Annotated in this window: 26 protein-coding genes and 1 tRNA gene; 13 read left to right on the top strand and 14 right to left on the bottom strand. The window is 65.8% G+C overall.

The genetic code is table 11. From position 1 onward, the window contains the following. The first annotated feature begins 33 nt into the window (after positions 1–33). Together HMPREF2559_RS12790 and HMPREF2559_RS08495 are read left to right on the top strand one after the other, a co-directional pair. Complete coding sequence (locus HMPREF2559_RS12790; protein ID WP_077210016.1) at positions 34–204, top strand: DUF4236 domain-containing protein; 171 nt, start codon at positions 34–36, stop codon at positions 202–204. Positions 205–282: 78 nt separating this feature from the next. Then, the gene (locus HMPREF2559_RS08495; RefSeq protein WP_141759230.1) at positions 283–1,560 is read left to right on the top strand and encodes a threonine/serine exporter family protein; all 1,278 of its coding nucleotides are present in this window, start codon (positions 283–285) and stop codon (positions 1,558–1,560) included. Here HMPREF2559_RS08495 and HMPREF2559_RS08490 read toward each other — a convergent pair. After that, the gene (locus HMPREF2559_RS08490) at positions 1,557–2,426 is read right to left on the bottom strand and encodes an HhH-GPD family protein (protein WP_066490417.1); all 870 of its coding nucleotides are present in this window, start codon (positions 2,424–2,426) and stop codon (positions 1,557–1,559) included. The genes HMPREF2559_RS08495 and HMPREF2559_RS08490 overlap by 4 nt on opposite strands. Before the next feature lie 25 nt (positions 2,427–2,451). Here HMPREF2559_RS08490 and HMPREF2559_RS08485 point away from each other — a divergent pair, with 25 nt between their 5' ends. Then, entirely contained in the window at positions 2,452–3,078 is a 627-nt protein-coding gene (locus tag HMPREF2559_RS08485; RefSeq protein WP_066490053.1) for a carbonic anhydrase, read from the top strand. Between the two features lie 54 nt (positions 3,079–3,132). After that, a complete protein-coding gene (locus HMPREF2559_RS08480; protein WP_070540290.1) occupies positions 3,133–3,855 on the top strand; it encodes a hypothetical protein in 723 nt (240 codons plus the stop codon). Positions 3,856–3,939: 84 nt separating this feature from the next. Here the strand turns inward: HMPREF2559_RS08480 and radA are convergent, their stop codons facing one another. Further along, positions 3,940–5,343, bottom strand: coding sequence for a DNA repair protein RadA (radA, locus tag HMPREF2559_RS08475; RefSeq protein ID WP_066509711.1), 1,404 nt, complete (start codon positions 5,341–5,343; stop codon positions 3,940–3,942). A 112-nt stretch (positions 5,344–5,455) separates the two neighbouring features. After that, the gene (locus tag HMPREF2559_RS08470; RefSeq protein WP_066490073.1) at positions 5,456–6,049 is read right to left on the bottom strand and encodes a hypothetical protein; all 594 of its coding nucleotides are present in this window, start codon (positions 6,047–6,049) and stop codon (positions 5,456–5,458) included. A gap of 247 nt (positions 6,050–6,296) precedes the next feature. On the opposite strand from HMPREF2559_RS08470, the gene HMPREF2559_RS08465 reads away from it, so the two are divergent. The 7 genes from HMPREF2559_RS08465 to HMPREF2559_RS08435 all read left to right on the top strand — a co-directional run bounded on the left by HMPREF2559_RS08465 (position 6,297) and on the right by HMPREF2559_RS08435 (position 12,111). Further along, on the top strand, positions 6,297–6,887 hold the full coding sequence (locus HMPREF2559_RS08465; protein WP_066490076.1) for a CarD family transcriptional regulator: 591 nt from the start codon (positions 6,297–6,299) through the stop codon (positions 6,885–6,887). 3 nt (positions 6,888–6,890) lie between these two features. Further along, positions 6,891–7,667 (top strand): 2-C-methyl-D-erythritol 4-phosphate cytidylyltransferase, encoded by a 777-nt coding sequence (gene ispD, locus HMPREF2559_RS08460; protein WP_066509702.1) that lies wholly within the window; start codon positions 6,891–6,893, stop codon positions 7,665–7,667. 14 nt (positions 7,668–7,681) lie between these two features. Then, positions 7,682–8,170, top strand: coding sequence for a 2-C-methyl-D-erythritol 2,4-cyclodiphosphate synthase (gene ispF / locus HMPREF2559_RS08455; protein ID WP_066490082.1), 489 nt, complete (start codon positions 7,682–7,684; stop codon positions 8,168–8,170). Between the two features lie 98 nt (positions 8,171–8,268). Then, entirely contained in the window at positions 8,269–9,729 is a 1,461-nt protein-coding gene (gene cysS, locus HMPREF2559_RS08450) for a cysteine--tRNA ligase (protein ID WP_066490085.1), read from the top strand. Between the two features lie 37 nt (positions 9,730–9,766). Next, complete coding sequence (gene rlmB, locus HMPREF2559_RS08445) at positions 9,767–10,717, top strand: 23S rRNA (guanosine(2251)-2'-O)-methyltransferase RlmB (RefSeq protein WP_066490093.1); 951 nt, start codon at positions 9,767–9,769, stop codon at positions 10,715–10,717. Between the two features lie 18 nt (positions 10,718–10,735). Next, a complete protein-coding gene (locus HMPREF2559_RS08440; RefSeq protein WP_066490103.1) occupies positions 10,736–11,470 on the top strand; it encodes an AAA family ATPase in 735 nt (244 codons plus the stop codon). Further along, the gene (locus HMPREF2559_RS08435; RefSeq protein ID WP_066490112.1) at positions 11,467–12,111 is read left to right on the top strand and encodes an AAA family ATPase; all 645 of its coding nucleotides are present in this window, start codon (positions 11,467–11,469) and stop codon (positions 12,109–12,111) included. The genes HMPREF2559_RS08440 and HMPREF2559_RS08435 overlap by 4 nt, the downstream gene beginning before the upstream one ends. On the opposite strand, the gene HMPREF2559_RS08430 is transcribed toward HMPREF2559_RS08435, so the two are convergent. The 4 genes from HMPREF2559_RS08430 to HMPREF2559_RS08415 are packed head-to-tail and all read right to left on the bottom strand — an operon-like array spanning position 12,108 to position 15,539. Further along, the gene (locus HMPREF2559_RS08430) at positions 12,108–12,944 is read right to left on the bottom strand and encodes a CE1 family esterase (protein ID WP_068801336.1); all 837 of its coding nucleotides are present in this window, start codon (positions 12,942–12,944) and stop codon (positions 12,108–12,110) included. The genes HMPREF2559_RS08435 and HMPREF2559_RS08430 overlap by 4 nt on opposite strands. Before the next feature lie 9 nt (positions 12,945–12,953). After that, on the bottom strand, positions 12,954–13,901 hold the full coding sequence (locus tag HMPREF2559_RS08425) for a metal ABC transporter permease (RefSeq protein WP_066509697.1): 948 nt from the start codon (positions 13,899–13,901) through the stop codon (positions 12,954–12,956). Between the two features lie 14 nt (positions 13,902–13,915). After that, positions 13,916–14,629, bottom strand: a complete 714-nt coding sequence (locus HMPREF2559_RS08420; RefSeq protein WP_066490127.1) for a metal ABC transporter ATP-binding protein — start codon at positions 14,627–14,629, stop codon at positions 13,916–13,918. Then, positions 14,619–15,539, bottom strand: a complete 921-nt coding sequence (locus tag HMPREF2559_RS08415; RefSeq protein WP_066509695.1) for a metal ABC transporter solute-binding protein, Zn/Mn family — start codon at positions 15,537–15,539, stop codon at positions 14,619–14,621. Before HMPREF2559_RS08415 ends, HMPREF2559_RS08420 begins: the two co-directional genes overlap by 11 nt. A 96-nt stretch (positions 15,540–15,635) precedes the next feature. Here HMPREF2559_RS08415 and HMPREF2559_RS08410 point away from each other — a divergent pair, with 96 nt between their 5' ends. Continuing rightward, entirely contained in the window at positions 15,636–16,727 is a 1,092-nt protein-coding gene (locus HMPREF2559_RS08410) for a LacI family DNA-binding transcriptional regulator (protein ID WP_066490138.1), read from the top strand. A 74-nt stretch (positions 16,728–16,801) separates the two neighbouring features. Here HMPREF2559_RS08410 and otsB read toward each other — a convergent pair whose 3' ends face one another. The 5 genes from otsB to HMPREF2559_RS08385 form a co-directional block, all read right to left on the bottom strand. Next, the gene (gene otsB / locus HMPREF2559_RS08405) at positions 16,802–17,572 is read right to left on the bottom strand and encodes a trehalose-phosphatase (RefSeq protein WP_070540287.1); all 771 of its coding nucleotides are present in this window, start codon (positions 17,570–17,572) and stop codon (positions 16,802–16,804) included. Between the two features lie 21 nt (positions 17,573–17,593). After that, a complete protein-coding gene (locus HMPREF2559_RS08400; protein WP_066490145.1) occupies positions 17,594–18,085 on the bottom strand; it encodes an META domain-containing protein in 492 nt (163 codons plus the stop codon). Beyond that, positions 18,082–19,497: an alpha,alpha-trehalose-phosphate synthase (UDP-forming) gene (locus HMPREF2559_RS08395; RefSeq protein ID WP_066509690.1), complete on the bottom strand. Its 1,416-nt coding sequence runs from the start codon at positions 19,495–19,497 to the stop codon at positions 18,082–18,084. Before HMPREF2559_RS08395 ends, HMPREF2559_RS08400 begins: the two co-directional genes overlap by 4 nt. 9 nt (positions 19,498–19,506) lie before the next feature. Further along, complete coding sequence (locus HMPREF2559_RS08390; RefSeq protein ID WP_066490152.1) at positions 19,507–19,842, bottom strand: hypothetical protein; 336 nt, start codon at positions 19,840–19,842, stop codon at positions 19,507–19,509. Between the two features lie 68 nt (positions 19,843–19,910). Continuing rightward, positions 19,911–21,668, bottom strand: coding sequence for a threonine/serine exporter ThrE (locus HMPREF2559_RS08385; RefSeq protein ID WP_231732307.1), 1,758 nt, complete (start codon positions 21,666–21,668; stop codon positions 19,911–19,913). Positions 21,669–21,960: 292 nt separating this feature from the next. Between HMPREF2559_RS08385 and HMPREF2559_RS08380 the strand changes: the two genes are divergently transcribed. Beyond that, positions 21,961–22,036: transfer RNA gene (locus HMPREF2559_RS08380), tRNA-Thr, on the top strand. 156 nt (positions 22,037–22,192) lie between these two features. On the opposite strand, the gene HMPREF2559_RS08375 is transcribed toward HMPREF2559_RS08380, so the two are convergent. Together HMPREF2559_RS08375 and HMPREF2559_RS08370 are read right to left on the bottom strand one after the other, a co-directional pair. Next, positions 22,193–22,738, bottom strand: coding sequence for a TetR/AcrR family transcriptional regulator (locus HMPREF2559_RS08375; protein WP_068801329.1), 546 nt, complete (start codon positions 22,736–22,738; stop codon positions 22,193–22,195). Next, positions 22,722–24,290, bottom strand: coding sequence for an MFS transporter (locus HMPREF2559_RS08370; RefSeq protein ID WP_255356872.1), 1,569 nt, complete (start codon positions 24,288–24,290; stop codon positions 22,722–22,724). Before HMPREF2559_RS08370 ends, HMPREF2559_RS08375 begins: the two co-directional genes overlap by 17 nt. Between the last annotated feature and the right edge of the window lie 54 nt (positions 24,291–24,344).

Genomic DNA, 24,344 nt, shown 5'->3' with positions numbered 1-24,344 from the left:
CCCGGATTGGGGCGGGACGCTAGACTTTGCTGCATGGGTATTTACTTCCGCAAGCGCAAGAAGACGGGCAAGAATAGCTGGATCAATATCTCCGGCTCGGGTGCTTCGATGTCCACGAAAATCGGTCCCGTGACCCTCAACTCGCGTGGTGGCATGTGGGTCAACCTGCCCGGCGGACTCAACTTCCGCGGTCGCTGGCGCTAAAGCACGCGGTTTTAGTCGAGAAAAGATGGGCGAAGGGAGCGACGGCCTATGGGCATGTCGCAAGCAGAATATCGGCAGATGGGCGTCGAGGCCGACGTCGTGCTGCGCTTGGGCATGCTGCTCATGGGCGCGGGCACATCCGGCTACCGCGTCATGCGTGGAATGAAGCGCGCGGCGCGCGCGATGGGTTTTGACCGGCTCGACCTGTCCGTGGGCGTGACGCAGATTGTGTGCACGTTCCACCGCGGTGAGCATTTCCGAACCATCATTGCGCAGCAACATTCGCCGGCGGTGGACGCCTCGCGCATCGAGGCGCTTGAGGACCTCACGCACCACGGGGTGCCATGGGGGACCACGGCGGAAGAACTCACGGCGAAGCTTGATGCGATTGAGCATGGCGTGACGAAGCGCTGGAACGTGTGGATTCTCTCGACTGCTGCGGCCGTGGCGTGCGCGTCCTTTGCGGTGCTCAACTACTTCTCCTGGGTGGCCATCGCGCTCGTGGCCCTGGCTGCTTTCTGCGGGCAGCTCACGCGCCACACCCTAGCCAAGCAACACGTTCACCAGCTGGGCGGCATCGTCGCGGCGGGGCTCGTGTCCTCGCTCGTCTTCTTTGCTACCACGGAATCCCTCGCTGCGGCGGGGCTCGCGGACCCCGCGGGGTTCTCCTCCGGCTATGTTGCTGCGGTGCTCTTCCTCATCCCGGGTTTTCCGCTCTTCTCCGCGCTCATTGATTTAGGCCGCTTCGACTTCGACGCGGGGCTCGCGCGCTTGACGTATGCGCTCACAGTCATCCTTGCGGCGACGTTTACGGTGACGATGGTGAGCTGGTTGACGGATCTCAAGCCGGAGCCGGCGCAGGCGGACTTCACGCCGGGATGGTTCCTGCTCGCGGCCGTGGCAAGTTTCTGCGGCATCGCGGGGTTCGCCTTCCTCTTTAATTCCTCGCGGCGCATGGTGCTCGTCGCCGCGTGCGTGGGCACCGTGGCCAACCTCGTGCGCCTGCTGCTTGTGGAAGCTGGCACCACGGCCTACTTTGCGGCGTTCGTGGGCGGGCTCATCGTGGGCCTACTCGGCGCCGTCGCCTCAAAGCAGGTGCATCTGCCCCGCATTACGACGACGGTCCCGGCCTCCGTCATCATGATTCCCGGCACCGCGATGTTCCGCTCCGTCTACCAGCTCAACGCCGGCGATATGACGCAGGCGCTCACCTTCGCCGCGACGGCGGCCATGGTGGTCATCTCCATCGGCGCGGGGCTCATCCTCGCCCGTCTGCTCACGGATAAGGATTGGGCGTTGGGCCACCTCATCGACTTCTCGCACCACCGCCCGGGCGCGGGGAACCCAGACTTCTAGGAAGGCAACCGGAACCGCCCGTCCGGATCCTGCTCCGCGAGTCCGTCCGCGAGCAACGAGGCCAACGCGCGGGAGCGCTGCGGGGCGTCCTCCCACACGGCGTCGAGGGCCGCCTGTGAGACTGGCTCGGTCGCCCCGCGAAGTACCGCCATGAGCCGCCCGCGCGCTTGGCGGTCCGTGCCCGTGAACTTCTGGACGCGCTTCTTCGCCTTGGCGGTCTCCTCCTCCGAGGGCTCCGGGCACCCGGCGAGCTGCCACGCGCACTCGGCTTTGAGCGGGCACGCCTCGCAGGAGGGATTCTTCGCCGTGCACACCAGGGCGCCTAGCTCCATGAGCGCGGCAGAGACGCGCGGCCCGCGCCCAGCGGGTGCGGCCTCGAGGAGCGAGGCAACATCGGCAAGCTCCCGCTTGCGCGGCGTGGGTGGCAGGAAGGTCCCTGTGATAGCGCGCGCATAGACGCGCCGCACATTCGTATCGACGACGGGCACGTTGAGCCCGTAGTGGAAACACGCCACGGCTCGGGCGGTGTAATCCCCGATGCCAGGCAATTCCAATAAAGCATCGACATCAGAGGGGACGGGTGACGAGCCGAGAGCCTGCGCGCACTCCCAGAGCCGCAGCGCGCGCCGGGGATAGCCTAACGTGCCCCACGCCTTGAGGACGTCCGCGCGGGAGGCTGCCGCGAAGTCCACGTGCGTGGGCCAGCGCACCATCCAGTCCTTCCAGATGGGGGCGACGCGCGCGACGGGAGTTTGCTGGCTCATCACTTCGCTGAGCAGCACGCCCCAGGCAGTGGTACCCGGTCGGCGCCAGGGGAGATCCCGCTCGTTGACGTCAAACCATGCAAGAAGTGCTTCGAAGTTCATCAGGGATAGTTTAAACTTATGTACCGTGGCTAAAAACATTGAGCTCAAGACCCCTCAGGACGTCTGGGACGCCCTGCTGGCTGGAAACCAACGTTACGCCTCTGACCAGGCGGAACATCCTCACTCCGATATTGCTCGCCGCGACGCCCTGCGCACCGGCCAGGCCCCGCGCGTTGCAATTTTTTCTTGCGGCGACTCTCGCGTCCCCGCGGAACTTGTCTTCGACATGGGCTTTGGCGACGCGTTTATCATTCGCAATGCTGGCCATATCGTGGACAACTCCGTGCTCGCCTCCGTGCAGTTTGCCGTCGATGACCTCGATTGCGACCTCCTTGTCGTCATGGGGCACCAGTCCTGCGGTGCTGTGAAGGCGACCTCGGGCTTCCTCAAGGACGACTCCACCATTCCGGCTGGCTTCCAACGCACCATCGTGGAAAGGGTTGCGCTCGCCGCCATCGCCTCCCAGGCCGAGGGCAAGGACACCACGGACGACTTCGAGCGTCGTAACACTGTGGAGACCGTCAAGCAGCTCATGGCGCGCATTCCGCATCTCGCCGATAAGGTTGAAGCGGGGGAGCTCGGCATTGCTGGCATTCGCTACCTCCTTGATGACGGCACGGTCGAACCCCTCGTCCTGCACGGCGTGCAGTAGACACGCGGGCCCGCAGTGGCGCAGGTCGCGCCGGTCACGCCCTAAAATAAGGGCATGTCGACTCCGCGTAAGCCACTGCCTCCCGTGATTTATCAGCGCCGCCGTGCGGCCGCGCTGATTCTTATCCTCGTGGTGGTCGCCGCGCTCATCATCGCCTGGACCGTGGGCCGAGGCGGTAAGGATGATGCGTCGCAACAGGCCGCCGCAACCTCCTCGCTGGCCCAGCCTGCCGATGCCCCCTCCTCCGCACCGTCGGCGGCTCCCACGTCCTCCGCCGCGGAGGCTCCCGCTTCCGACGGCGCCCCGTCCGCTGAGTCCTCTGCAGCCGCGCCGTCCGAATCCGCCGCGCCGTCCGACTCCGCCGCAGCGTCCGAAGCCCCGAAGAATTCCTGCACCGTGGATGATCTCAAGGTGGGCGTGAAAACCGTGGAGGCGTCTTACAAGGACGGCGCCTTGCCTGTCTTCGTCATGGACGTCGAAAACCCCACCGCCGTGGACTGCGATATCGACTTGGACCAGAACAAGCTCCGCTTCGAGGTCTACAAGATGGGCACGAACGCCCGCGTGTGGGCGGACACGGATTGCTACCCCTCCGTCCAGACCGGTCGCACGACCTTCAAGGCCGGTGCCACCCAGCAATTCCAGGCCACGTGGTCGCGCAAGGGTTCCGAGCCTGGGCAATGCTCCGACCGCCCCGTCGCCGAGGCTGGCCACTACTTCGCCCACGGCATCATTGGCGATAACTACTCCGAGGGCTACACGTTCAATCTGAACTAGCCAAGCGCTTACCCCGAGTCGCTCTCGCTTTCCGCCCCCGCCAGCACACACGCGCCGCGCGGGGCGTGCGCATTTTTCTCCCCGCTACGCGTCGACGAGTGCGATGGCCTGCCCCAACGTCGCGACTTCTTTGACGTGCATGCCCGCGACCTTCGCGTCTGAGCCCGCCGGCACGATGGCCTGCTTGTAGCCTAGGCGCGCAGCCTCCGCGAGACGCCGTTCCACGCCGGGTACGCGGCGCAGCTCCCCGGCCAAGCCCACCTCGCCGATGACGACGGTCTTCGCGGGCAGCGGCTTCTCATGCAACGAGGACCACGTGGCGAGCGCCACCGCCAGGTCCGTCGCTGTTTCGTTGATGCGCACGCCGCCCACCGTCGCGACGTACGCGTCCTTCTCATTCGACTTCTGGCCCGCGCGCGCCTGAAGCACGGCGAGCACCATGGGCACACGGTTATTGTCCAAGCCCGTGACCACGCGGCGCGGGTTCTTCGAGACCGGATCCACCGTGAGCGCCTGAACTTCTGCCAAGATGGGCCGCACGCCGTCCATGGCCACCGTCACCGCCGAGCCGTCCGGTGTCGCCCCGCGGTGGGAGAGGAAGAGCCCCGACGGATCTGAGACTTCCCGAATGCCGCCGGCGGTCTGCTCGAAGCAACCTACCTCGTCCGTGGCGCCGAAGCGATTCTTAATACCGCGCAGCATGCGCAAGCTGGACTGCCGGTCGCCCTCAAAGTTGAGGACGACGTCCACGAGGTGTTCGAGCACGCGCGGACCCGCGACATTGCCGTCCTTCGTCACGTGGCCCACGAGCAGGATGGGAATGCCCGTCGTCTTCGCCAGCGTGGTGAGCGCCGCCGTCACCGCGCGCGACTGCGCGACGCCGCCGGCCACGCCCTCGACGCCCGCGGCATGCATGGTCTGCACCGAGTCCACAATCATGAGCGAGGGCTTGAGCTGTTCCACGTGCCCGAACACCACGTCGAGGTTCGACTCCGCCGCCAGATAGAGCGTGTCATGCAGCGCTCCGGTGCGCTCCGCGCGGGCACGTACCTGGCCCGCGGACTCCTCCGCCGTCACATAGAGCGCCGTTCGCTCCAGCTGCGCCCATTGCGAGGCTACCTCGAGCAGCAGCGTGGACTTGCCCACGCCCGGCTCGCCCGCCATGAGCACCACGGATCCCGGCACGATGCCGGTGCCCAGCACGCGGTCAAGCTCCCCAATGCCCGTGGGCAGCGTCTTTGTCGCCGACGCCCCAATCTTCGTAATGGGTTGCGCCGGACTCGTGGGAGTAAGCCCCTTGGCCAGCTGGCCGCTTACGGCCGCCTGCGCCGCGGCCCCGCCGCCCAGGCCACCACCCGACGCGGGCGCGGCGGGCATGGATTCCTGCAGTGTGCCCCACGAACCACACTCGGGGCAGCGCCCCAGCCACTTAGGCGAGACGTATCCACACTCGGAGCAGGTGTGGATGGGACGAACTTTCTTAGCCATGCTGCCTACTCTAAACCAGCCCCTCAACACGAAACCCCCGCCGGCGCTGACCAGCAGCGCGGGCGGGGGAATGGCTCGAAGGCGTGTGCGGCAGGGGCGCACACGGAGAGAATTAGTGGTGCTCAGCCTTAGCGGTCTCCGTGGTGTAGCCCTCGGTGGAGGAGGAGTCACGGTTGTACTGGCCGGAGGTCAGCGGGGAGGCGGACACCGGAGCGTCCACGGTGAGCTCACCGTTGTTGAAGGTGAAGGTGACCGGGCGGGTGCCGCCGAAGGCGTAGTCCTCGTTGGTGAGATCCGTGGTGATGTACTGCACGGAATTAGAGGTCTCGTCCTGCGGGACGGCGTCGAGGTTGGCCTTGGAATCACCGATGATGGACTGGCCGCGGCCGATGGGCTGTGCGGAGGAGACGTTGACGGACTGGCCGTCGACGTCGATGGACTGGAGGGTGACCTTGCCGTCGGCGTAGCCGTCGTTGATGACGCTGAACTTGAGCGATGCGGTGCCGTCGTTCGGCTCCAGCTGGATGGTGACGTCACGCACGGCCACGGCGCCGTCTTCGGTCTTGGCGTTGGTGCCATCCACTGCGATGACCTTCTGCGAGGTCTGGGTGATCTGGCCCGCGGAGCAGGCTGCCAGAGAAAGCGCGGACATAGCAGCAACAGAGATGATGGCACCGCGACGTGCGGCAGACTTCAGGGACTTCACTTCGAGCGTCCTCCAATTAAGAGATCAGGCGTTTATCAACGACTTAGCCTAGTCGTTAGCGGCGGGAAGTACACAGTTTTGGGCCCATTGGGGGCTACGCCACATGCGTAACATGGGGGTATCCGGGGGTAAACCCGGGGTGCAAACGCCGCCCCCGTCCAGCGTGGTAAAATTTCTCACCATATATGCGTGTGTCGCGTCGTGCGATGCGCGCCAACGAACCCGAACGAGGAGTGACTGGACAAACATGGAGTTCAAGGTCGGCGAGGTCGTCGTTTACCCGCACCACGGTGCTGCAGAGATTACTGCCATCGAACAGCGTGAGATGGGCGGGGAGACCTTGGAGTTCCTCGTGCTTCAGATCAAGCACTCGGATCTCGTCGTGCGCGTTCCTTCCAAGAATGCCGAGCATGTTGGCGTCCGTGACGTCGTGGGTAAGGAAGGCCTAGAGAAGGTCTTCTCCGTCTTGCGCGAAACCGACGTCGAAGAGGCTGGCAACTGGTCCCGCCGCTTCAAGGCCAACCAGGAGCGCCTCGCCTCCTCGGATATCAACAAGGTGGCCGAGGTCGTTCGTGACTTGTGGCGCCGCGACCAGGATCGCGGCCTGTCCGCCGGTGAGAAGCGCATGCTCGCCAAGGCCCGCCAGATTCTCGTGGGTGAGCTGGCCCTTGCCACCCCGGTCGATGAGAAGAAGGCTGATGCCCTCGAAGAGGAAATCCAGGCCACCATCGAGCGCCACCGCGCAGCAGGCCTCGTTGAGGACACCACCGTCGTCACTGGCGGTGATGATGAGGACCTCGCAGACCTCAACTTCGACGATTCTGACGACGAAGAGTAAATAATGTCGCGCCGCGTCATTGCGCTCGTGGCTGCGGCCGGCCAAGGCACGCGCCTCGGCGCGCCGATCCCTAAGGCCTACGTCGAACTCGACGGCGTCCCGCTGCTCGCGCGTTCCGTGCGTCTGCTGCTCGACTCCGGCCGCGTTGATGAGGTCATCGTTCTCGTGAGCCCCGACATGCAGGACACCGCTGCGCGGGTCCTTGCAGACGCCCAGCTTGCCGATGCCCCCGTGCGCCTCGTCCACGGCGGCGGCGAGCGCGCCGACTCCGTCTGGGCCGGCCTTCGGGCCGCGGCTGCCGATGCTGCGTCAACTGCCGCGTCGGCTGGCGCGTCGGCTAGCGCCGACGCGAGTCATGAGGATGCCATCGTCCTTGTCCACGATGCCGCCCGCGCGCTCACCCCGCCGGACATGGTCGCGCGCATTGTCGACCGCGTCGCGGCCGGTGCGTCCGCCGTCATCCCGGTGCTGCCCGTCGCCGACACGATCAAAGAAGTCGACGGCGACACCGTTCTCGCGACCCCAGACCGTTCCCGCCTACGCGCCGTCCAGACCCCACAGGGCTTCGATCTCGCGACGCTCATCTGCGTCAACGAGGCCTACTTCGCAAGAAAGCAGGACTTCATCGCGACGGATGACGCAAGCCTCATGGAATGGTTCGGCGTCACCGTCGTGACCGTCCCCGGCGACGCGATGGCGTTCAAGATAACGACCCCGCTCGACCTCACCCTCGCCCGCGCCGTCCTCGCCGCGCAGCCTGCGGCGCGCGACGAGAAATAAATAAGGAGACCATCATGAAACAGCCGATTATTCCGCGCGTGGGCATCGCCACGGATGCCCACCAGATCGAAGAAGGCAAGCCCTGCTGGATCGCGGGTCTCCTCTTCGAGGGCGCGGACGGCTGCGAGGGACACTCGGACGGCGATGTTGTCTCCCACGCCGTCGTCGACGCATTGCTTTCCGCGTCACAGCTGGGTGACCTCGGCTCCTTCGTCGGCGTAGGCCGTAAGGAATACGCCGGCGTCTCCGGAGCGCAGCTGCTCAAAGAATGCCGCGCGTTGCTTGAGGAGAACGGCTTTACTATCGGCAACGCCGCAGCACAGCTCGTAGGCCAGACCCCGAAGATGGGCCCGCGACGCGAGGAAGCCGAGCGCGTGCTCACCGAGATCCTCGGCGCCCCGGTGTCCATCTCCGCGACGACGACCGATCACCTCGGTTTCACCGGTCGCGCGGAAGGCCGCGCCGCCGTCGCGACCGCTGTCGTGTGGAAGGCCACCGCATAAGCCACCGCATTAGCCAGCACCTAAACTCGTGCTCCGCAGGCAGCCGTGCCCTCCACCGATGTCGGTGGGTAGCAAAGAAAAGCCCAGCGTCCCCTAGAATGGGCTGCGTGACTTCCAACGATAAGCAGACCCCGACCACGCAGCTTCACATCTATGACACGGCGGCGCGTACGCAGCGCCCGTTCGAGCCCATCCGGCCCGGTCACGTGTCTATCTATCTGTGTGGCGCGACCCCGCAGGCCCAACCGCACATCGGTCACCTGCGTTCCGGCGTCGCCTTCGATATCCTGCGTCGTTGGCTCATTGCTCAGGGCTTCGACGTTGCCTTCGTCCGCAACGTCACCGACATCGATGACAAGATTCTCACCAAGGCCACGGACAACGGCCGTCCCTGGTGGGAGTGGGTCTCCACGTATGAGCGCGAGTTCACCAAGGCGTACAACACGCTCGGTGTTCTTCCGCCCTCCGTCGAGCCGCGCGCGACCGGCTTCGTCACCCAGATGGTCGACTACATGCAGCGCCTCATGGACCGCGGCTTCGCCTATGCCGTCGGCAAGACCGACGGTGAAGCCGAAGGAGCAGGTTCCGTCTACTTCGACGTCAATGCTTGGGTCGCGGCCGAGGGTTCTGACTACGGATCCCTGTCCGGCAACAAGGTCGAGGAAATGGACCAAGGGGAGGGCGTGGACGCCCTCGACCGTGGCAAGCGCGGCGCCCAAGACTTCGCCCTGTGGAAGGGCGCGAAGCCCGGCGAGCCCTCGTGGCCCACGCCGTGGGGCAAGGGTCGCCCGGGCTGGCACCTGGAGTGCTCGGCGATGTCCACGTACTACCTGGGTTCCGAGTTCGACATTCACTGCGGCGGCCTGGACCTGCAGTTCCCGCACCACGAGAACGAGATTGCCCAGTCCCACGCGGCGGGCGACGGCTTCGCGCATTACTGGATGCACAATCACTGGGTCACCATGGCCGGAGAGAAGATGTCCAAGTCCCTGGGCAACGTGCTCTCCGTGCCCACCATGCTGGAGCTCGTCCGCCCAGTCGAGCTGCGCTACTACCTGGGCTCGGCGCATTACCGTTCCGTGCTCGAGTACTCCGAGGCCGCGCTCACCGAGGCTGCCGCGGGCTACCGGCGCATCGAGGACTTCCTCGCGCGCTTCGACACCGTCGAGGTGGGTGAGTGGACGCAGGGCTTCGAGGACGCGATGAATGACGATATCGCCGTTCCACGCGCCCTGGCAGAAATTCACACCACGGTGCGCGCTGGCAACAAGGCGCTCGCCGAGGGGGACGAAGCCCGCGCGCTGGATCTCGCACAGTCTGTGCGCGCTATGGCTGCGGTGCTGGGCTTCGACCCGATCGAGTGGGCGTCTGGCTCCGCTGCGGATTCGGGTGCGGCCGAGCAGGCACTCGAGGTCCTCGTCGCCGCCGAGCTCGAGGCACGTACCACCGCACGTGCCGAGAAGGACTGGGCCACAGCGGATGCCGTGCGCGACCGACTCGCAGCAGCGGGCATTACCATTACCGATACTCCCGACGGCCCCACCTGGTCGCTGGCTTAAATTACACGTTGCACACGCTCTAGAAGGATAGATTTTTATGGCACGAACTCACGGCCGTGGCGGCGCAGGCGCACGCAAGTCGAATAAGAAGGGTGCGCTCAAGGGCACCGGCGGACAGCGCAAGAAGGGTTTGGAGGGCAAGGGCCCGACCCCGAAGGCGGAGGACCGCGTCTACCACGCCAAGTACAAGGCGAAGCAGATTCGCGAACGTCGCAACTCCGGGCGCCACGTCAAGGAGACCGCAGAGATGGTCGTGGGCCGCAACCCTGTCGTGGAATGCCTCCACGCGAAGGTCCCGGCGACCTCCCTCTACATTGTGCAGGGCACCCGCATGGACGAACGCCTCTCCGAGGCCGTTGCCATCGCGAACTCCCGCAACCTGCCGGTGCTCGAGGTCCAGCGCCACGAGATGGACAACATGACAGGCAACGGCATGCACCAGGGCATTGGCCTGCAGATTCCGCCGTTCAAATACGCGCAGGTTGAGGACCTCGTCGCTGACGTGGCGGCCAAGCCCGAGCCGGGCATGTTCGTCATCCTCGACAACATCACGGACCCGCGTAACCTCGGCGCGGTCATTCGTTCCGTCGCGGCCTTCGGCGGCCACGGCGTCATCATCCCGGAGCGCCGCTCCGCTTCCGTCACTGCCGTGGCATGGCGTACCTCCGCGGGCACCGCAGCGCGCCTGCCCGTGGCGCGTGCGACGAACCTCACGCGCACGGTGCAGTACTTCCAGAAGCACGGCTACCAGGTCGTGGGCCTCGACGCCGGCGGCGAGCACACGCTCGACACCTACGACGGCGGCACGGATCCCGTCGTCATCGTCATCGGCTCCGAGGGCAAGGGCATTTCCCGTCTCGTGCGCGAGAACTGCGACGAGGTCATGTCCATCCCCATGACCCCGTGGGTCGAGTCGCTCAACGCCTCCGTCGCGGCCGGCGCGGTGCTGTCCGAGTTCGCCCGCCAGCGCCGCGTGGCCCAGAAATAGGCTCACGCTTTCGCCGCCATGTTTCTCACGAGCGTGCGTCCCGCCCCGGAGCTTATCGGGGAGGGACTGCCCGATGTGCCGGAACACATGCGCCGCCTGGGCGCGCTCATCGCAGCGCTGCCCGGCGGCGCCTTGCGTTTTCCTACGCCCGTGACCGTCGTCGTGGGGGATAACGGCGCCGGAAAATCCACGCTGCTAGAGGCCATCGCCGTGGGGCTTGGCGTCAATCCCGAGGGCGGTTCGCGCCACGCCCGTTTTGCCACCGGCGACGAGGACTATCCCGAGTGGCTCATCTGCTCGCGGGCGCACAACCCGCGCGACGTGTACTTCTTGCGCGGCGAGACCTTCCTCAACTTGAGCGAGTATCACCACCAGATCCATAGCCCGGAGAATCCCGATCCGCTCAGGGACCTGCCGTTTCTCAGCCACGGCCAGGGTCTGCTCGCCCTCGTCGAGAGACGCTTCCATTCTGACGGAATGATCATTCTCGACGAGCCGGAAGACGGCTTGTCCTATCCCCGGCAGGTCGAGGTTGCCACGCAGCTCGAGCGCCTCACCGCCCAAGGCGCACAGGTCATCCTCGCGACGCACTCACCAGTCTTCCTCAGCATGCAAGGCGCGACCGTCTACGCGTTCGGCGACAATGGGATTGCGCCCGTCGCTCCCGAAGCGACGGAGGCTGTTCACGCCGCGCGCGAGTTCCTCGCCGATCCATTGGGGACCGCCGCGTTTCTAATTGGGGAGGGCGAATGAGGGACTTCTATGTCGACGCCTATGCCGCGGTGGACGGCGGCCACGGACCTGAGTGGGTGTCCTCCGTTCCTGGTTTCGTGGCGCTGCGACGCCAGGGACTGGACCTGCGTGCGCCGGTGACCGTGCTGACCGGGGACAACGGGGTGGGCAAGTCGACGCTCGCCGAGGGCATTGCCTTCGAGTACGGCTTTCCTGAGCGCGGCGGGATATGGGGTGTGCAGCGCTCCGCCGGTCCCATCAATCCCCTCCGGGGGTGGGCGAGCCTGCGCTTGGGTAACGCGGCGAAGGACGGCTACTTCCTGCGCGCGGAGACGCACTACAACGTCGGTTCGACCGCGATGTCGCACGGCGAATCCGTCATGGACGTCGTGCAGCGTTCCTTTGATGGGCGCGGGCTCTATATCCTCGACGAGCCGGAGTCGGGGCTTTCGCTCGTGCGGCAGATGACGCTCATGGCGGAAATCCATCGTGCCGCGGAGGCGGGTGCGCAGTTCATCGTGGTGACGCACTCGCCGATCGTGGCAGCCATCCCCGGTGCGCGGATTGTTGAAATTACAGAAGATGGGTTCTTCTTAGAGATGCGCGACGTGACACAGACGCTGGCGTTTCAGTCCCTCGCCGAAGTGATGCGGCGGGTTTAAAGGCCGAAGAAGTCCTCCACGAGCTCGGCAGCGATGAAGGAATCCGTGTTTTTACCCAGGCGTGGGTCCAGCTCGTTGCCCGACGGGATGACGTGGCCCATGCCCTCGACGCTCACGAGCTCGACCGGTGCGCCGTCGCTATCTGCTGGCTTCCAGTGGTCGACAACGGTGTCGGGGAAAAGCTGGGTGCGCGCCGGGCCGGCGGCATGGTTGAGCTCTGCGAAGCGTGCGGCATTCTCCTGCGCGCCGGAGACGGCACCGCGGGTGCGCTTCGGGTCAATGCCCGCCGTTCCGCCCTTATAGGGCGCGAGCCGGTCGCCCGTGCCGTGGACGAACATGACCGGGGTGGGCTGGTACGCCGAGTCCGGATTGGTGGGCGCATGGTTGGTGCCGGCGCCGAGAGTGGAGGCGAAGACGCAGGCGGCATCGGCAAGCCCGGGCGCGTCGAAGAGCAAGCGGATAACCATCTGCCCGCCGTTGGAGAAGCCGCAGAGGAACACGCGGCCAATCTCCTGCTCCGCGCGCAGCTCGTCGAGGATGGCGCGCGTGAAGGCGACGTCATCGATGCCCAGCTCGCGCGCGGCGACGGGCAGGGTGGCGCGGGCATCGTTAAAGTGCTGTTCCACGCCGGTGGGGTAGACCGCAAGCATGCCGTGGCGGGTGGCAAGGTCATCGAACGTGCCGTTGGTAAAGCGACGGATGACATTCGCGGATTGCAGGGAGCCGTGGAAGAACATGAGGATATCGGGCTTCGCCGCGACGGTGTCGGGGCGGTACACGAGGTACTTGCGGGTGCGGTCTTGTAATTCGAGGCTACGGCGTTCCAAAGTCACGCATCTAGCCTAGTCCTGGTGCGTGCAGCTCTCGTCGTGCGTTGAGGTGTGGTGTGCCTCGGCGTCGGCGCGATCGGTGGCGGCGCCGAAGTGTTTCTGGGAGGCACGGCGGGCGGCGACGTCGTCGCGGACGGCCTTGCGGCTGCGGGCCGCGCCGATACCGCGGCAGACCAGGTAAATAACAAAAGAGATGCTCGTGACGAAGACCGAGACGGGCAGGCCGGGAGCCAGGGAGAGGACTAGGCCGCCCACGGCGGAGACCTCAGCGAAGATGGTGGACCACATAATGGCGCGCACCGGCGAGGACGTGATGTGCACGGCGGCGGCGCCCGGGGTGATAAGCAGCGCCATGACGAGCAGGGAGCCGACGATCTGCACGGACTGTGCGGCAGCGAGGCCGACGAGGATGGCGAAGACGACGGACAGTGCGCGCACGGGCACGCCGGCGGCCTGCGCCATGATGGGGTCCGCGGAGGCGAAGAGCATGGGGCGCCAGAACAGCGCGACAGCGCCGACGATGATGACCATGGTCGCGGCGAGCAGCCAGACGGAGGCGCTCGAGACGCCGACGATCTGGCCGGTTAGCAGCGACATCGCGGAGTTCGAGTTGCCGGGGTAGAGGTGCAAGAAGAGCACGGAGAGACCGAGGCCGAAGCTCATGACGACGCCGATGGCGGAGTCCTGCTGGCCCTTGAAGCCGAGGACGGCGAGCACGATGGCAGCGACGATGGCGCCGGCGACCGCGCCGAAGCCGATGTTGAGGCCGAAGAGGAGCGCGGCCGAGGCGCCCATAAGGGCGAGCTCCGAGGTGGCGTGCACGGAAAACGACATCTGACGCAACACGATGAGCGAGGTCATCACGCCCGAGAGGATGCCGAGCAGGGCGCAGGCGATAAGCGACTGCTGCACGAAGTCGATGCTCAGGAGGTACTGGGTGTCCTCAATATATTTCTGCATGGATGATTCCCCTTCTACGCGACGATCATGCGGCCATCGATTTCGATGACGTTGACACGCGAACCATAGAGCTCAGAGAGCACGTCGCTGCGCATGACCTCGTTGACGGTGCCCATGATGTGGCCATGTGGCGCAATGTAGAGCACGCGGTCGACGACGCCGAGCACCGGGTTGATGCCGTGGGTGACGAAGACGATGGACAGGTCGCGCTCGCGGCGCCAGAAATCGAGCTTGTCCACGGTGGCCTGCTGGCGCGCCGGGTCAAGCGAGAGCAGCGGCTCGTCCGCGAGCAGAAGCTGCGGGTCGGCAGCGAGGGCCTGAGCCTGGCGGATGAGCTGTTGCTGGCCGCCGGAGAGCAGGCCTACGCGGCGGTCCGCGATGCCGGTCGCGCCGACCTCGGTGAGGAGCTCGTCCACTCGAGCGCGCGCGGCGCGGCGGTTCTTCACCACGCCATGGGCGAGGGAGAGGGAGACGAGGTCGCGGGCGCGCATCGGCAGCTCAGGCGGGAACATGCGCTGCTGAGGGATATAGCCCACGCGGCAATTGACGTCTACGCGGCCGTCGGTGAGCTGGCGCGTGCGCAAGATGGTGCCGAGCAGCGTGGACTTGCCCACGCCGTTGGGGCCGAGCACCGCGATGAACTCGCCGGGCTCGATGTCGAAGGACATGTTCGACCACAGCGGATCGACCGCGGCGTCGCAGAAGGAGACGAGCGACTTACTTGGCATTGGACTCCAGCGCGGAGACAACGGACTCGTAGTAATCGAAGAAGTTCTCGCCGTCCACCGGGGTCTCGCCGATTTCGACGACCGGGATGCCGGCGGCCTCCGCAGCATCGTGGATGCGCGTGGTCATATCCGTCTCGGTCTGCGGGTTGTAGATGAGGACGTCGATGTCGCCGTTTTTGATGACGCCGAGGAAGCGCGCGAGGTCAGCTGCGGCCGGCTCGCCCTCGTCGAGGGTGGCGGCGCGGTACTTCTCCGGCGTGTTGTCAGTCCAGGAGTCCGACGGCGCGAGGAGGTAGTCCGCAATCGGCTCGGTCTGCGCGTACTTCTTGGCGGGCAGCGCGGCGATGCGGTCGGCAAAGCCCTTCGTCTTCTCCTCGAGGCCGTCGGCCGAGGCGCCCGCCTCTGGGTCCTTGGCGTTGATGGCGTCCGCGATCTCCTCGGCGACGATGTTGATGGCCTCGACGTCGTACCAGATGTGCTCGTTACCGTCGATGATCGTGACCTTAAGGCCCTCGTCATTCATGTGCTCGTCGAGCGTTCCGTGCTCAATAAGCGGCAGGGCGGTGACAACCTTGTCCTGCTCCTTGACCGTCTCGTAGAGCCATGCGTCGTAGCCGCCGCCACCGACGACGACCATGTCTGCCTCGTTGGCCTGCGCGATATTGGCTGCAGTGGGCTCGAAGTGGTGCGGATCCACGCTCGGGTCCGTAATCACAGAGGAGACCTCGACGTCCGCGTCCGTGGATTCGGCGACGACGTTGGCGACGTCAGCCCAGATCGGCGTGGAGGCGACAATCTTAATGGTCTCGTCGCCAGAGGCCGACGAGTCAGAGGAGCCAGAGGAGCAGGCGGTGGCCGTGAGAGCCAGTGCCGCGACGGACACAAGAGTCAGGGAACGCGAGTACAGCATGCGCTCCAGTTTTCCGTTGTTGCAACTCAATGTCAATTGATAACCAATTGAAAATCAGGGGAGGTCGACGCGGGTGGGTGGGGTAGGGTAGCACTTATGGTAAAACGCACCCCACAACGCAAAACGCTGGCGTCGCTCGCCGCCGAGTTGGGGGTATCTCCCACCACCGTCTCGAACGCCTATAATCGCCCGGATCAGCTCTCCGCAGCTACGCGTCAGCGCATCCTCGCCGCGGCGGCCGCGCGGGGCTACCCGGGGCCCGATCCCACGGCGCGCAGCCTGCGCACCCGCCACGCTGGTTCCGTGGGTGTCCTGCTCACCGAGCATCTCTCCTACGCCTTCGAGGACCAGGCCTCCGTCGACTTCCTGGCGGGCATGGCCGAGGCTTCTGCCGGCGCGGATACGACGCTGACCCTCATCCCCGCCGGCCCCGGCACCAGCTCGCCTGCCGATGGCCCCTCGCTCGTCGCTCGCGCCGCCGTCGACGGCTTCGTCGTCTACTCCGTCGCCGCAGACGACCCGTACCTCGAGGCCGTGCGCGGCCGCGGCCTGCCCGTGGTGGTCTGCGACCAGCCCACAGACGCCGGGCTGCCCTTCGTGGGCATTGATGACGTTGCGGCCATTCAGCCAGCGGCGCGTGCGCTCGTGGAGGCTGGCCACACGCAGATCGGCATCCTCGCTATCCGTCTCTTCCGCGAACCGGTGGACGGTTTCGTTTCGCCGGAGCGCCTGGCCGAGGCTGACATGCACGTGCAGCGCTCGCGCGTGACGGGCGCGCTGCAGGTCTTCCACGAGGCTGGCATTACGGACGTTCCGGTGCTGACGCGCCACCTCAACAATGCGCAGACTACGCACGCGGCAGCTACTGAGCTTCTCGATGCCCACCCCGAGCTCACCGCCGTCCTGTGCACCACGGACTCCATGGCGCTAGGGGTACTCACAGTGGCGCGTGAGCGCGGCATCGACGTCCCAGGCGAGCTCTCTGTCACCGGCTTCGACGGCATTCAGACCGCCCGCCTGCGCGGCCTGTCGACCGTCGTGCAGCCGAATAAGGCGAAAGGCGCGGCCGCGGGCCACATGCTCTCCTCGCTTATCGCGCGCGGCGAGGCCGAAGCGCCCGAGGAGAGCCCGCGCCGCCTGCTGCCCACGACCTTCGAGCGCGGCACGACCATCGCCCCGCCGCGCTAACTACCGAAAATTGTGAAAACCTGCGCGGCGGGCGAGGATTTTTGGTTGTGCGCACAGTGCGGCACTTTTGGCATTTAGCGGCCGAGGAACTCCGCGCGAGCGGCGGCGAGGTCCGTGAGGAAGTCCGCCACGGCGTCGACGCCGGGCACGCGGTGGACGGCGGTGGTCTCGCCCTCGCCTACCTTGATGCCCAGGTCCGGGCCAGCGGGCAACTGGGTGAGCGCGGCGAAGCCGGTCTCGTCCGTGACGTCGTCGCCGAGGAAGACGACGGCCGTGGCGCCCAGGCGCTCGCGCAGGGCCTGAATCCACGAGCCCTTCGTCGCCGAGGAGGCGGAGAATTCCACGACCATCTTGCCTTCGACGCCGGGAAGGTCGAGGGCAAGCGCGGCATCGAGCGCGGCGCGTGCGGCTGCGGGATCCTGGAGATGCAGCTTGAGCACATGGAGCACGCGCTGGAAGGGTTTGTACTCGATCTCGGCGCCTGGGAACTGAGCGAGGATGGGGTGAAGCTGAGCTTCGACGTCGTCGAGGAAGGCCTGCTGTTCGGGCGTGACGGGGGTCGCGCCCGCGGGGCCTGCGGTCTCCGCGCCGTGGGAGCCACCGAAGATGACGGGATCGTGGAGCGGACATACGCGGGCGAGCCCCTCGAGGTGGCGACCGCTGAGCACCGCGGCCCACGTGTCGGGGAGCTGGGCGAGGCGCTCGAGCGCTGCGAGCGAGCGGGGATCGGCCTGGACCGCGTAGGGGTCCGTGGCAAAACTGGCGAGCGTGCCGTCGAAGTCGGAGACGACCGCGAGCCGCGGGGTACGTGCGAGTTCGTTGATGAAAGCAGGCTGGTCGGTCATAAATGCTCCTTTTAAGCGTTTCTAGGCAGCGAGGGACACGAAGCGGATGGCAGGCGAGTCCACGCGGCCGTCGTGCAGGGTGAAGACCATCTGGTTGTTCTCGTCGACGCGGAGGGTGAACTCGTGATTCTGAGCGAGCAGGCGCGTGAGCTGGTTGTGTGCCCATAGGGATTCGCCGGTGCAGTCGGCGCGCGTGTCGTCGAATTGCACGGAGTCGATGCGCACGCCGTCCGCGTCCTCGACGTTGGATTCTTCCTCGCCGTTGAGGTACGTGGCGTCCGCGCGGAACTGGGCGCAGCCCGTCGTACCCACGAGACCCTGCGTGCCGAGCGTGAGGCTGGGCGCGGGGTGGAGAGTCTCAGGGATAGAACTGGGGGCATCGGCAGCCGTGTAGATGCCGACGACCTGCCAGGACTTATTCAAGCGGACCTGGTCGCCGGGCGCGGCGTTGTCCTCCGGCGTGCCGCAGGCCGCGAGCGTGAGAGCGAGGAGAGGAGCGAGGATTTTCTTCATTTTTTCTCCAAGCAGTCGAGGAAGGAATTCGCCCACAGGTCGACGTCGTGCTCCATGACTTGGGCGTGCATGGCATGCATGCGCTCAGCGAGGACCTCCGGCTGATTGTGCAGGCCGACCACTGCGTCGCGCAGGGCCTTCTTAATGGACTCAATGTCGAAAGGATTGCACAGGTAGGCCTGGGTAAGTTCGACGGCGGCGCCGGCGAACTCGGAGAGCACGAGCGCGCCCGAGTCGTCCCCGTGGCAGGCGATGTATTCCTTGGCCACGAGGTTCATGCCGTCCTTGAACGGCGTAACGAGCATGACGTCTGCCATGCGGTAGTAGCGGCGAAGCTCGTCCTTGGGCACGCTCGTGTGGCGGTAGTGGACGACGGGTGCGCCGATTTGTGCGAAGCGTCCGTTGATGCGGCCCACGGCCTCCTCGACCTGGGAGCGGGTCTTGCGATAGCTCGTAATGCGCTCACGCGAGGGTGTGGCGATCTGCACGAGGCAGACATCTTCCGGGTTGAGCGCGCCGGTCTCGAGGAGTTCCTCGAAGGCCTTGAGACGCTGGAGGATGCCCTTGGTGTAATCGAGACGGTCGACGCCCAGGATGACGGTGCGCTCGTGGCCGAGGTCCGCGTGGAGGCGTTCCGCGCCGCCCAAGTCAGCGGCGGACCATTCGTTCATGGCGGCGGCGTCAATGGAAATGGGGAAGGCGCCCACGCCCACGCGGCGGCCGTTGTTCAGTTCCAGGTGCGCGGTGACCTCGCGCGTGGAGATCTCGCCGGAGACCTCGATGCCAAAGCGGCGGGCCAGCGCCAGGAAGTTGCGGGCGTTGGCCTCGAGGTGGAAGCCCACGAGGTCCGCGCCGAGGAGCCCACGGACGAGCTCCATGCGCCAGGGCAGCTGCGCGAAGAGATCCGGCGCAGGGAAAGGAATGTGGAGGAAGAAGCCGATGGTGAGGTCCGGGCGCAGCTGGCGCAGGATGCCTGGCAGCAGCTGGAGCTGATAGTCCTGAATCCACACGGTCGCGCCCTCGGCGGCGACGGCAGCGACCTCGTCGGCGAAACGGAGGTTGACCTCGCGGTAGACGTGCCACCAGTCGCGGTCATAGACCGGGGTGACGATGAGGTCGTGGTAGAGCGGCCACAACGTGGCATTGGAAAAGCCCTCGTAGAAGCCCTCAAAATCCGCTTGGGAGAGCTTGACGGGGTGGAGTAGCACGCCGCGCTCGGTGCGGAAGGGCTCGGGCGCGTCCCCCACGACGCCCGGCCAGCCGACCCAGCAGCCATTGTGCTTCTCGAGCACGGGGGTGAGCGCAGCGACCAAACCGCCCGGCGACGGGGTCCAGGTCCGGGTTCCGTCGGGGGCGGTGTGGAGGTCGACTGGCAGCCGGTTGGCTACGACGACGAAGTTGTTGTCGCTCATACCTGCGCTTTAAGACTTCTTCGCGGTCTTTTTGGCGGCCTTTTTCGAGGTCTTCTTAGCAGCCTTGGCGGTTTTCTTGGTCGACTTCTTCGTCGCCTTCTTGGTGGCCTTCTTCGTTGCTTTCTTGCGCGTGGCCTTCTTCGGCTGCGCTTCTTCGTGCTCCGCGAGGACCTTGCGGTGGATGAGTCCCTTGGGCTCCACACCGAGCATGGACATCAGGGTGACGCCGTCGAGGAAGTCTTCCGCGTACGTCGCGACAATGCGGCGCGCGGCGCGGGCGGTCTCTTCCTCGAGGACGTGCGAGTTATCCGCACTGGGTTGAACGTCGGTGACCTTGGGTGGCACGAATGTCCTCCTGCTTGACGGGATTGTTCTTAGACCTTGCAATTCTACGCTATTGCGCGACAGGCCGCTCAATCGCCGTGAGGAATCCGGGGCGGGAAATCTGGGTCGTCCGGCGAGGAGGAGCCGTCCGCCAACGGGCTGGAGATGGCCTCCCACGTTTCCGTGGCTGGGTCGAGAGCCTCGAGGAGGTCGAGCACCTCGTGGCTGTTGAGCTGTTTGAGCTGCTCGCGTACCGTCTTGTCCTGCTCCATACGGACCTGTGCCACGCTCGGGCTTTCCGATGCCCCCGTGGTCTCGGCCGGAGCTGGCTGCGGCGCCTGCACGGGCGGCGGCACGGGGCGCTCGACGCGCGGGGCACGTGGGGAAAGCGGCACGCGCGGAATACGCGGGGTGCGGTGGCGCAGCGCGCGGGCTTGGTGCGCGGAGAAGCGCCCCAGGCGCTTGAAGGCTTCGTACGGACGGAAGTACTGCGGGCGGCGCAGGCGGCGTGCGCCGCGCTCGCCGAGCACGACACCCGCGGCCAGCGAGCCCGCTATGGCGATCGCCGTGGCGAGGTTGGTGAAACCGGTGATGACCTGCTCGTTGATCGTGGCGTACATGCCGCGGTAGAGCATGAGACCCGGCAGCATCGGCGTGTAGCCGATGATCATCGTAATGAGCGGCGGGATGTAGTAGCGGCGAGCAAGTAGACCGCCGGCGAGTCCCACCGCGATGGCGGAGATGCCGCAGGCCACGACGGTGCCCACGCCGAAGGGGATGACCACGAAGTAGTAGAAGACCATGCCGGCGCCGGCGGTTAGTCCGGAGACGATAACTTCTTTCCACGCGGCATACAGCGAGTACGCGAATGCGGCAGAGCCGATGGCGCCCATAGTGATAAGCAGTGGGATTTGGTGATAGACCGGCGCTGCCATCGTTTCCAGAGGCGGCAGCGGGAAGCCCAGGGCATCGGCAGTTTGAATCCCTAAGCCGACGCCGCCGATGATCGCGCCGGTCGCCAGCACTGCCTCGAAAAAGCGCGCGGTGGAGGTGACGGGCGCACGGGTGATGCCGTCGACAAGGGACTGCACCAACGTCAGCCCCGCCACGAGGATGATGATCCCCGAACCAATGACCTGTGACGGAACGAGGTGGATGCCGAGCGTCGCCGCCAGGTTATAGGACAACGCGGCAGGGAATACGGCGATGAATCCGCCGGCGATGTTTTGATAAAACGTCGGAACCCGATAACGCGCGAGGAGAGCATTGACTCCCATGATGAGGATGGTGATGATAAACGTCAGCGCCGCGGCCAGCAGCCCGCCGCCGAGGACGACCGAGAAGGCCGCGCCCATGACGCCCCAGCCGACGAGGACGGAGCGGATACCGCGCGGCGGCGGCATCTGATCGATTTCGTTGAGGATGCGCTCGGCCAGCGCGGGCGGCGTGGCGCCGGAGTGGATGGAGCGGATGAGCTTATCCACGGCCGAGAGCTTGGAGAAGTTCACGTCAATGCCCGGTGCCACGCGGAATACCGTGATCGGCCGGCGGTCCGCGCCCGTGCCCACGTTGGTGTGGATGGTGATCGTGTTCATGACGACATCGACGTGGCAGTAGTGCAGGCCATAGGACGCCGCCGCGAGGTAAATCTGGGAGCGCGCGTCCGCGTTCGAGGAACCCGCGCAGATGAGGATTTCGCCGATGCGCGCGGCGATTTCCATCACGCCCGTCACCTGAGCCGGGTCCGTGAGATCGACCGGCGCCAGCGGCGACGGCGGGGGTGCGGCCTGGGCCGCGTCAATCGTGGCGATGCGCGTGCGGGCGTCGCCGAAGAAACCGCCGCCCAGCTTGCCAGCCCAGCCGCGGAACTGATCTATTACATGTGTCACTGTGTCTACGTGTGCCTTGCGTTGAAATGGGGGTCGCGTCCGTGAGCCGGCGCGACCACCGCGTGTGTCGAGAGTCGAATAACTGCGTATGCGTATCTAGCCTGCAACTCTATCCGTAGTGCCCACCGCCGCGCACCCCTGCACCTGCACCCCTGTGTCTGTACCCCTGTGCCGCGCCATGCTCGCGCCGCTTAGGTTCCAGCGGGCGCCATATTGTACGATTTAGCCCTAGTGCGCTTCGCGCGCACAGGCTGGAGTGGCGCAATTGGTAGCGCAACGCACTTGTAATGCGTAGGTTGCGAGTTCAAGTCTCGTCTCCAGCCCCACAGAAGCCCTCTACCTGCACTGACGGGTAGGGGGCTTCAACTTTGTCGCCCGTGGAGCCCGTCTTTGCTGTATTTTCGGGCGCGTTGCGCGCAGTTCTGGCGCGGAAAGAGCTCTAGCGCCCGAAAGTGACGTCGCGACGTGTTCGGGGCGGGCCTTTAGGCGTCCGCGTCGAGGATCCGCAGCACGTGCTCGAGGATCTTCTTTCGATTGCCCGCGGACAGGTGCGTTTCTGAGACGTGGTCGTGAACCCACAAGCCCATGCTAAGCACGGCGACGATGAGCTCCTGTAGTTCGGCCTCGTCGCTCACGTCGCGCGAGGGATCGGGCATCCACTCATCGTCGACCTCTTTCCAGATGGCCTGGAATTCCGGGTGGGACTGCGCATGGATGGACATGAGTAGCTCGACGAGCGGATCGTTCTTCGACAAGGAGAGCACAAGCGCGCGCTGACGCTGCGTGCGCGTGAGCTCTTCGGCGCGCCCGCCGCCGAGCTTTTCTAGTTCGGCCTCCCAGCGCTGCGCACAGAAGCGGTGCATCTCCACGAGCAGGTCGTGGCGAGTGGGGAAGTGGTAGATGAGTCCGGACTTCGTCATCCCGGTCGCCTGCGACAAGGAGTCGTAGGTCACGGCGTTGACGCCAGCGTCCTGGACGATGTCGAGGGCGGCGACGAGCGCCTCGTTCTTTTTACTCGTGCGTGCCACCGTTGCCTCCTGATGTGGGATTATCGCGGAAAGCCCAGCCGGTGTATGCCGCGAAAGCGGCGGCGATGACGCCCAGAATGATGAGTACTGAGACGTAGGCCTGCGCATAGGCCGGCGCCGCGACGGAGGCATGCTCCGCCGAATCCATGATGGCAAGGCCCAGGCTGCGCAGCTCCTCCGGCAAGTAGGCACTGAGGAACATGGGCAGTAGCGAACCGGTGAGCGCGACCGCGATAAGCGTGCCGAACTCGTAGGAGACCTCCTCCACGCCCGCTGCCATGCCCGAGCGGTTAAGCGGGGCGGCGCCGATGATCGCGGTCGAGGACACGGACATCGCCGAGCCCGCGCCCAGGCCTACGAGCATCATGCCGGCATACAGCGCCGGCTGCAGACCCGTATGCGTCGCCCATGCGGCAAGCAACACGCCTGCGGTAATGGAGAGGAAGCCGCCGGAGATGAGCGGCAGGAAGCCGACCTTGTGGAGCACCGCGCCACCGATGGCGGACATGGGGATGGCGCACACCGCTGCGATGGCGACCACGAGTCCCGCGTGGAGCGGGGTCCATTCATCGGCGAGCTGCAGTTTTTGCGTCGTGGTGAGCTCCGCGCCCGCGAGAACGAACATGGCGCCGGCTGCGGCAGCAACGCCGCCAGCAAAGATGCGCGAACGGAAGATATCGAAGGTGAGGAGCGGGTCGACCAGCTTGTTTTGGCGGCGGACAAAGACCCAGCCGCCGCATATCGCGACGAGCAGCGCGACGCCCGCGAGCGTCCAGGAGCCGCGCGCAAGTTCCTTGATGGTCATGGTGAATCCGCCCAGCGCGAACAGAGCATAGAGCGAGGAGATAAAGTCCCAGCGCTTGTCCGGGTGCGGGACGTTGGGCGGCGCGATGAGCAGCGTGAGGCCGAGCGCGATGACGCAGATGGGCACGTTAATGAGGAAGACCGAGCCCCAGTAGAAGTGCTCCAGCAGGAAGCCGCCCAGGACAGGACCGGCGGCCGCACCGACGACGGCGACGGAGCCCCAAATGCCAATGGCGGTGTTGCGCTCCCTCTCGTCGGCGAAGGTGAGTCGGATAAGTGCGAGGGTCGCGGGCATCATGACGGCCGCGGCGAAGCCGAGGAACGCACGTGCAGCCACGAGCGCCCACGCGGACGGTGAGAACGCAGCCGCGAGCGAGGCAAGTCCGAAAATCGCGAGGCCCGTGACGAACATGCGTCGGTGGCCCACGCGGTCGCCTAGCGTGCCCGTGCCCAGCAGTAGGCCGGCGAGGACGAGCGGGTAGGCGTTGATGATCCACAGCGACTGAAGCGCGGAGGCATGAAGCACGTGGGTGAGCCGCGGCAGTGCCGTATAGAGGATCGAGTTGTCGAGACCAATCATGAGCAGGCCGAGTGATACCACGGCAAGAAATGTCCAGCGCTGCGCGGGCGTGGAGTCCTCTGCATAGCGCAGGGCGGTGCGGCGATCGTGGCGGCGTGCGGCGCGTTCAGTGCGGGCTACACGGCGCCGTTCGGTAAGCGTCGGGGGCGTCGAGAGTTCTTCGGTCATGACGCATTACTTTAGCGAACGGTCGTTACAGTAATCAACCTGAGCGGTTGCATT

Origin of the sequence: Corynebacterium sp. HMSC072G08, assembly GCF_001809185.1 — a bacterium.
GTDB lineage: Bacteria > Actinomycetota > Actinomycetes > Mycobacteriales > Mycobacteriaceae > Corynebacterium > Corynebacterium phoceense.
The sequence above is the reverse complement of the archived record's forward strand: the minus strand, read 5'-3'. Positions and strand labels throughout refer to the sequence as shown.

Excerpts from the sequence above, each read along its gene's own strand:
- HMPREF2559_RS12790 (WP_077210016.1), top strand. The coding sequence starts at position 34 with ATGGGTATTTACTTCCGCAAGCGCAAGAAGACGGGCAAGAATAGCTGG.
- HMPREF2559_RS08495 (WP_141759230.1), top strand. The coding sequence starts at position 283 with ATGGGCGTCGAGGCCGACGTCGTGCTGCGCTTGGGCATGCTGCTCATG.
- HMPREF2559_RS08490 (WP_066490417.1), bottom strand. The coding sequence starts at position 2,426 with ATGAACTTCGAAGCACTTCTTGCATGGTTTGACGTCAACGAGCGGGAT.
- HMPREF2559_RS08480 (WP_070540290.1), top strand. The coding sequence starts at position 3,133 with ATGTCGACTCCGCGTAAGCCACTGCCTCCCGTGATTTATCAGCGCCGC.
- radA (WP_066509711.1), bottom strand. The coding sequence starts at position 5,343 with ATGGCTAAGAAAGTTCGTCCCATCCACACCTGCTCCGAGTGTGGATAC.
- HMPREF2559_RS08465 (WP_066490076.1), top strand. The coding sequence starts at position 6,297 with ATGGAGTTCAAGGTCGGCGAGGTCGTCGTTTACCCGCACCACGGTGCT.
- ispD (WP_066509702.1), top strand. The coding sequence starts at position 6,891 with ATGTCGCGCCGCGTCATTGCGCTCGTGGCTGCGGCCGGCCAAGGCACG.
- ispF (WP_066490082.1), top strand. The coding sequence starts at position 7,682 with ATGAAACAGCCGATTATTCCGCGCGTGGGCATCGCCACGGATGCCCAC.
- cysS (WP_066490085.1), top strand. The coding sequence starts at position 8,269 with ATGGGCTGCGTGACTTCCAACGATAAGCAGACCCCGACCACGCAGCTT.
- rlmB (WP_066490093.1), top strand. The coding sequence starts at position 9,767 with ATGGCACGAACTCACGGCCGTGGCGGCGCAGGCGCACGCAAGTCGAAT.
- HMPREF2559_RS08440 (WP_066490103.1), top strand. The coding sequence starts at position 10,736 with ATGTTTCTCACGAGCGTGCGTCCCGCCCCGGAGCTTATCGGGGAGGGA.
- HMPREF2559_RS08435 (WP_066490112.1), top strand. The coding sequence starts at position 11,467 with ATGAGGGACTTCTATGTCGACGCCTATGCCGCGGTGGACGGCGGCCAC.
- HMPREF2559_RS08425 (WP_066509697.1), bottom strand. The coding sequence starts at position 13,901 with ATGCAGAAATATATTGAGGACACCCAGTACCTCCTGAGCATCGACTTC.
- HMPREF2559_RS08420 (WP_066490127.1), bottom strand. The coding sequence starts at position 14,629 with ATGCCAAGTAAGTCGCTCGTCTCCTTCTGCGACGCCGCGGTCGATCCG.
- HMPREF2559_RS08415 (WP_066509695.1), bottom strand. The coding sequence starts at position 15,539 with ATGCTGTACTCGCGTTCCCTGACTCTTGTGTCCGTCGCGGCACTGGCT.
- HMPREF2559_RS08410 (WP_066490138.1), top strand. The coding sequence starts at position 15,636 with ATGGTAAAACGCACCCCACAACGCAAAACGCTGGCGTCGCTCGCCGCC.
- otsB (WP_070540287.1), bottom strand. The coding sequence starts at position 17,572 with ATGACCGACCAGCCTGCTTTCATCAACGAACTCGCACGTACCCCGCGG.
- HMPREF2559_RS08400 (WP_066490145.1), bottom strand. The coding sequence starts at position 18,085 with ATGAAGAAAATCCTCGCTCCTCTCCTCGCTCTCACGCTCGCGGCCTGC.
- HMPREF2559_RS08395 (WP_066509690.1), bottom strand. The coding sequence starts at position 19,497 with ATGAGCGACAACAACTTCGTCGTCGTAGCCAACCGGCTGCCAGTCGAC.
- HMPREF2559_RS08370 (WP_255356872.1), bottom strand. The coding sequence starts at position 24,290 with ATGACCGAAGAACTCTCGACGCCCCCGACGCTTACCGAACGGCGCCGT.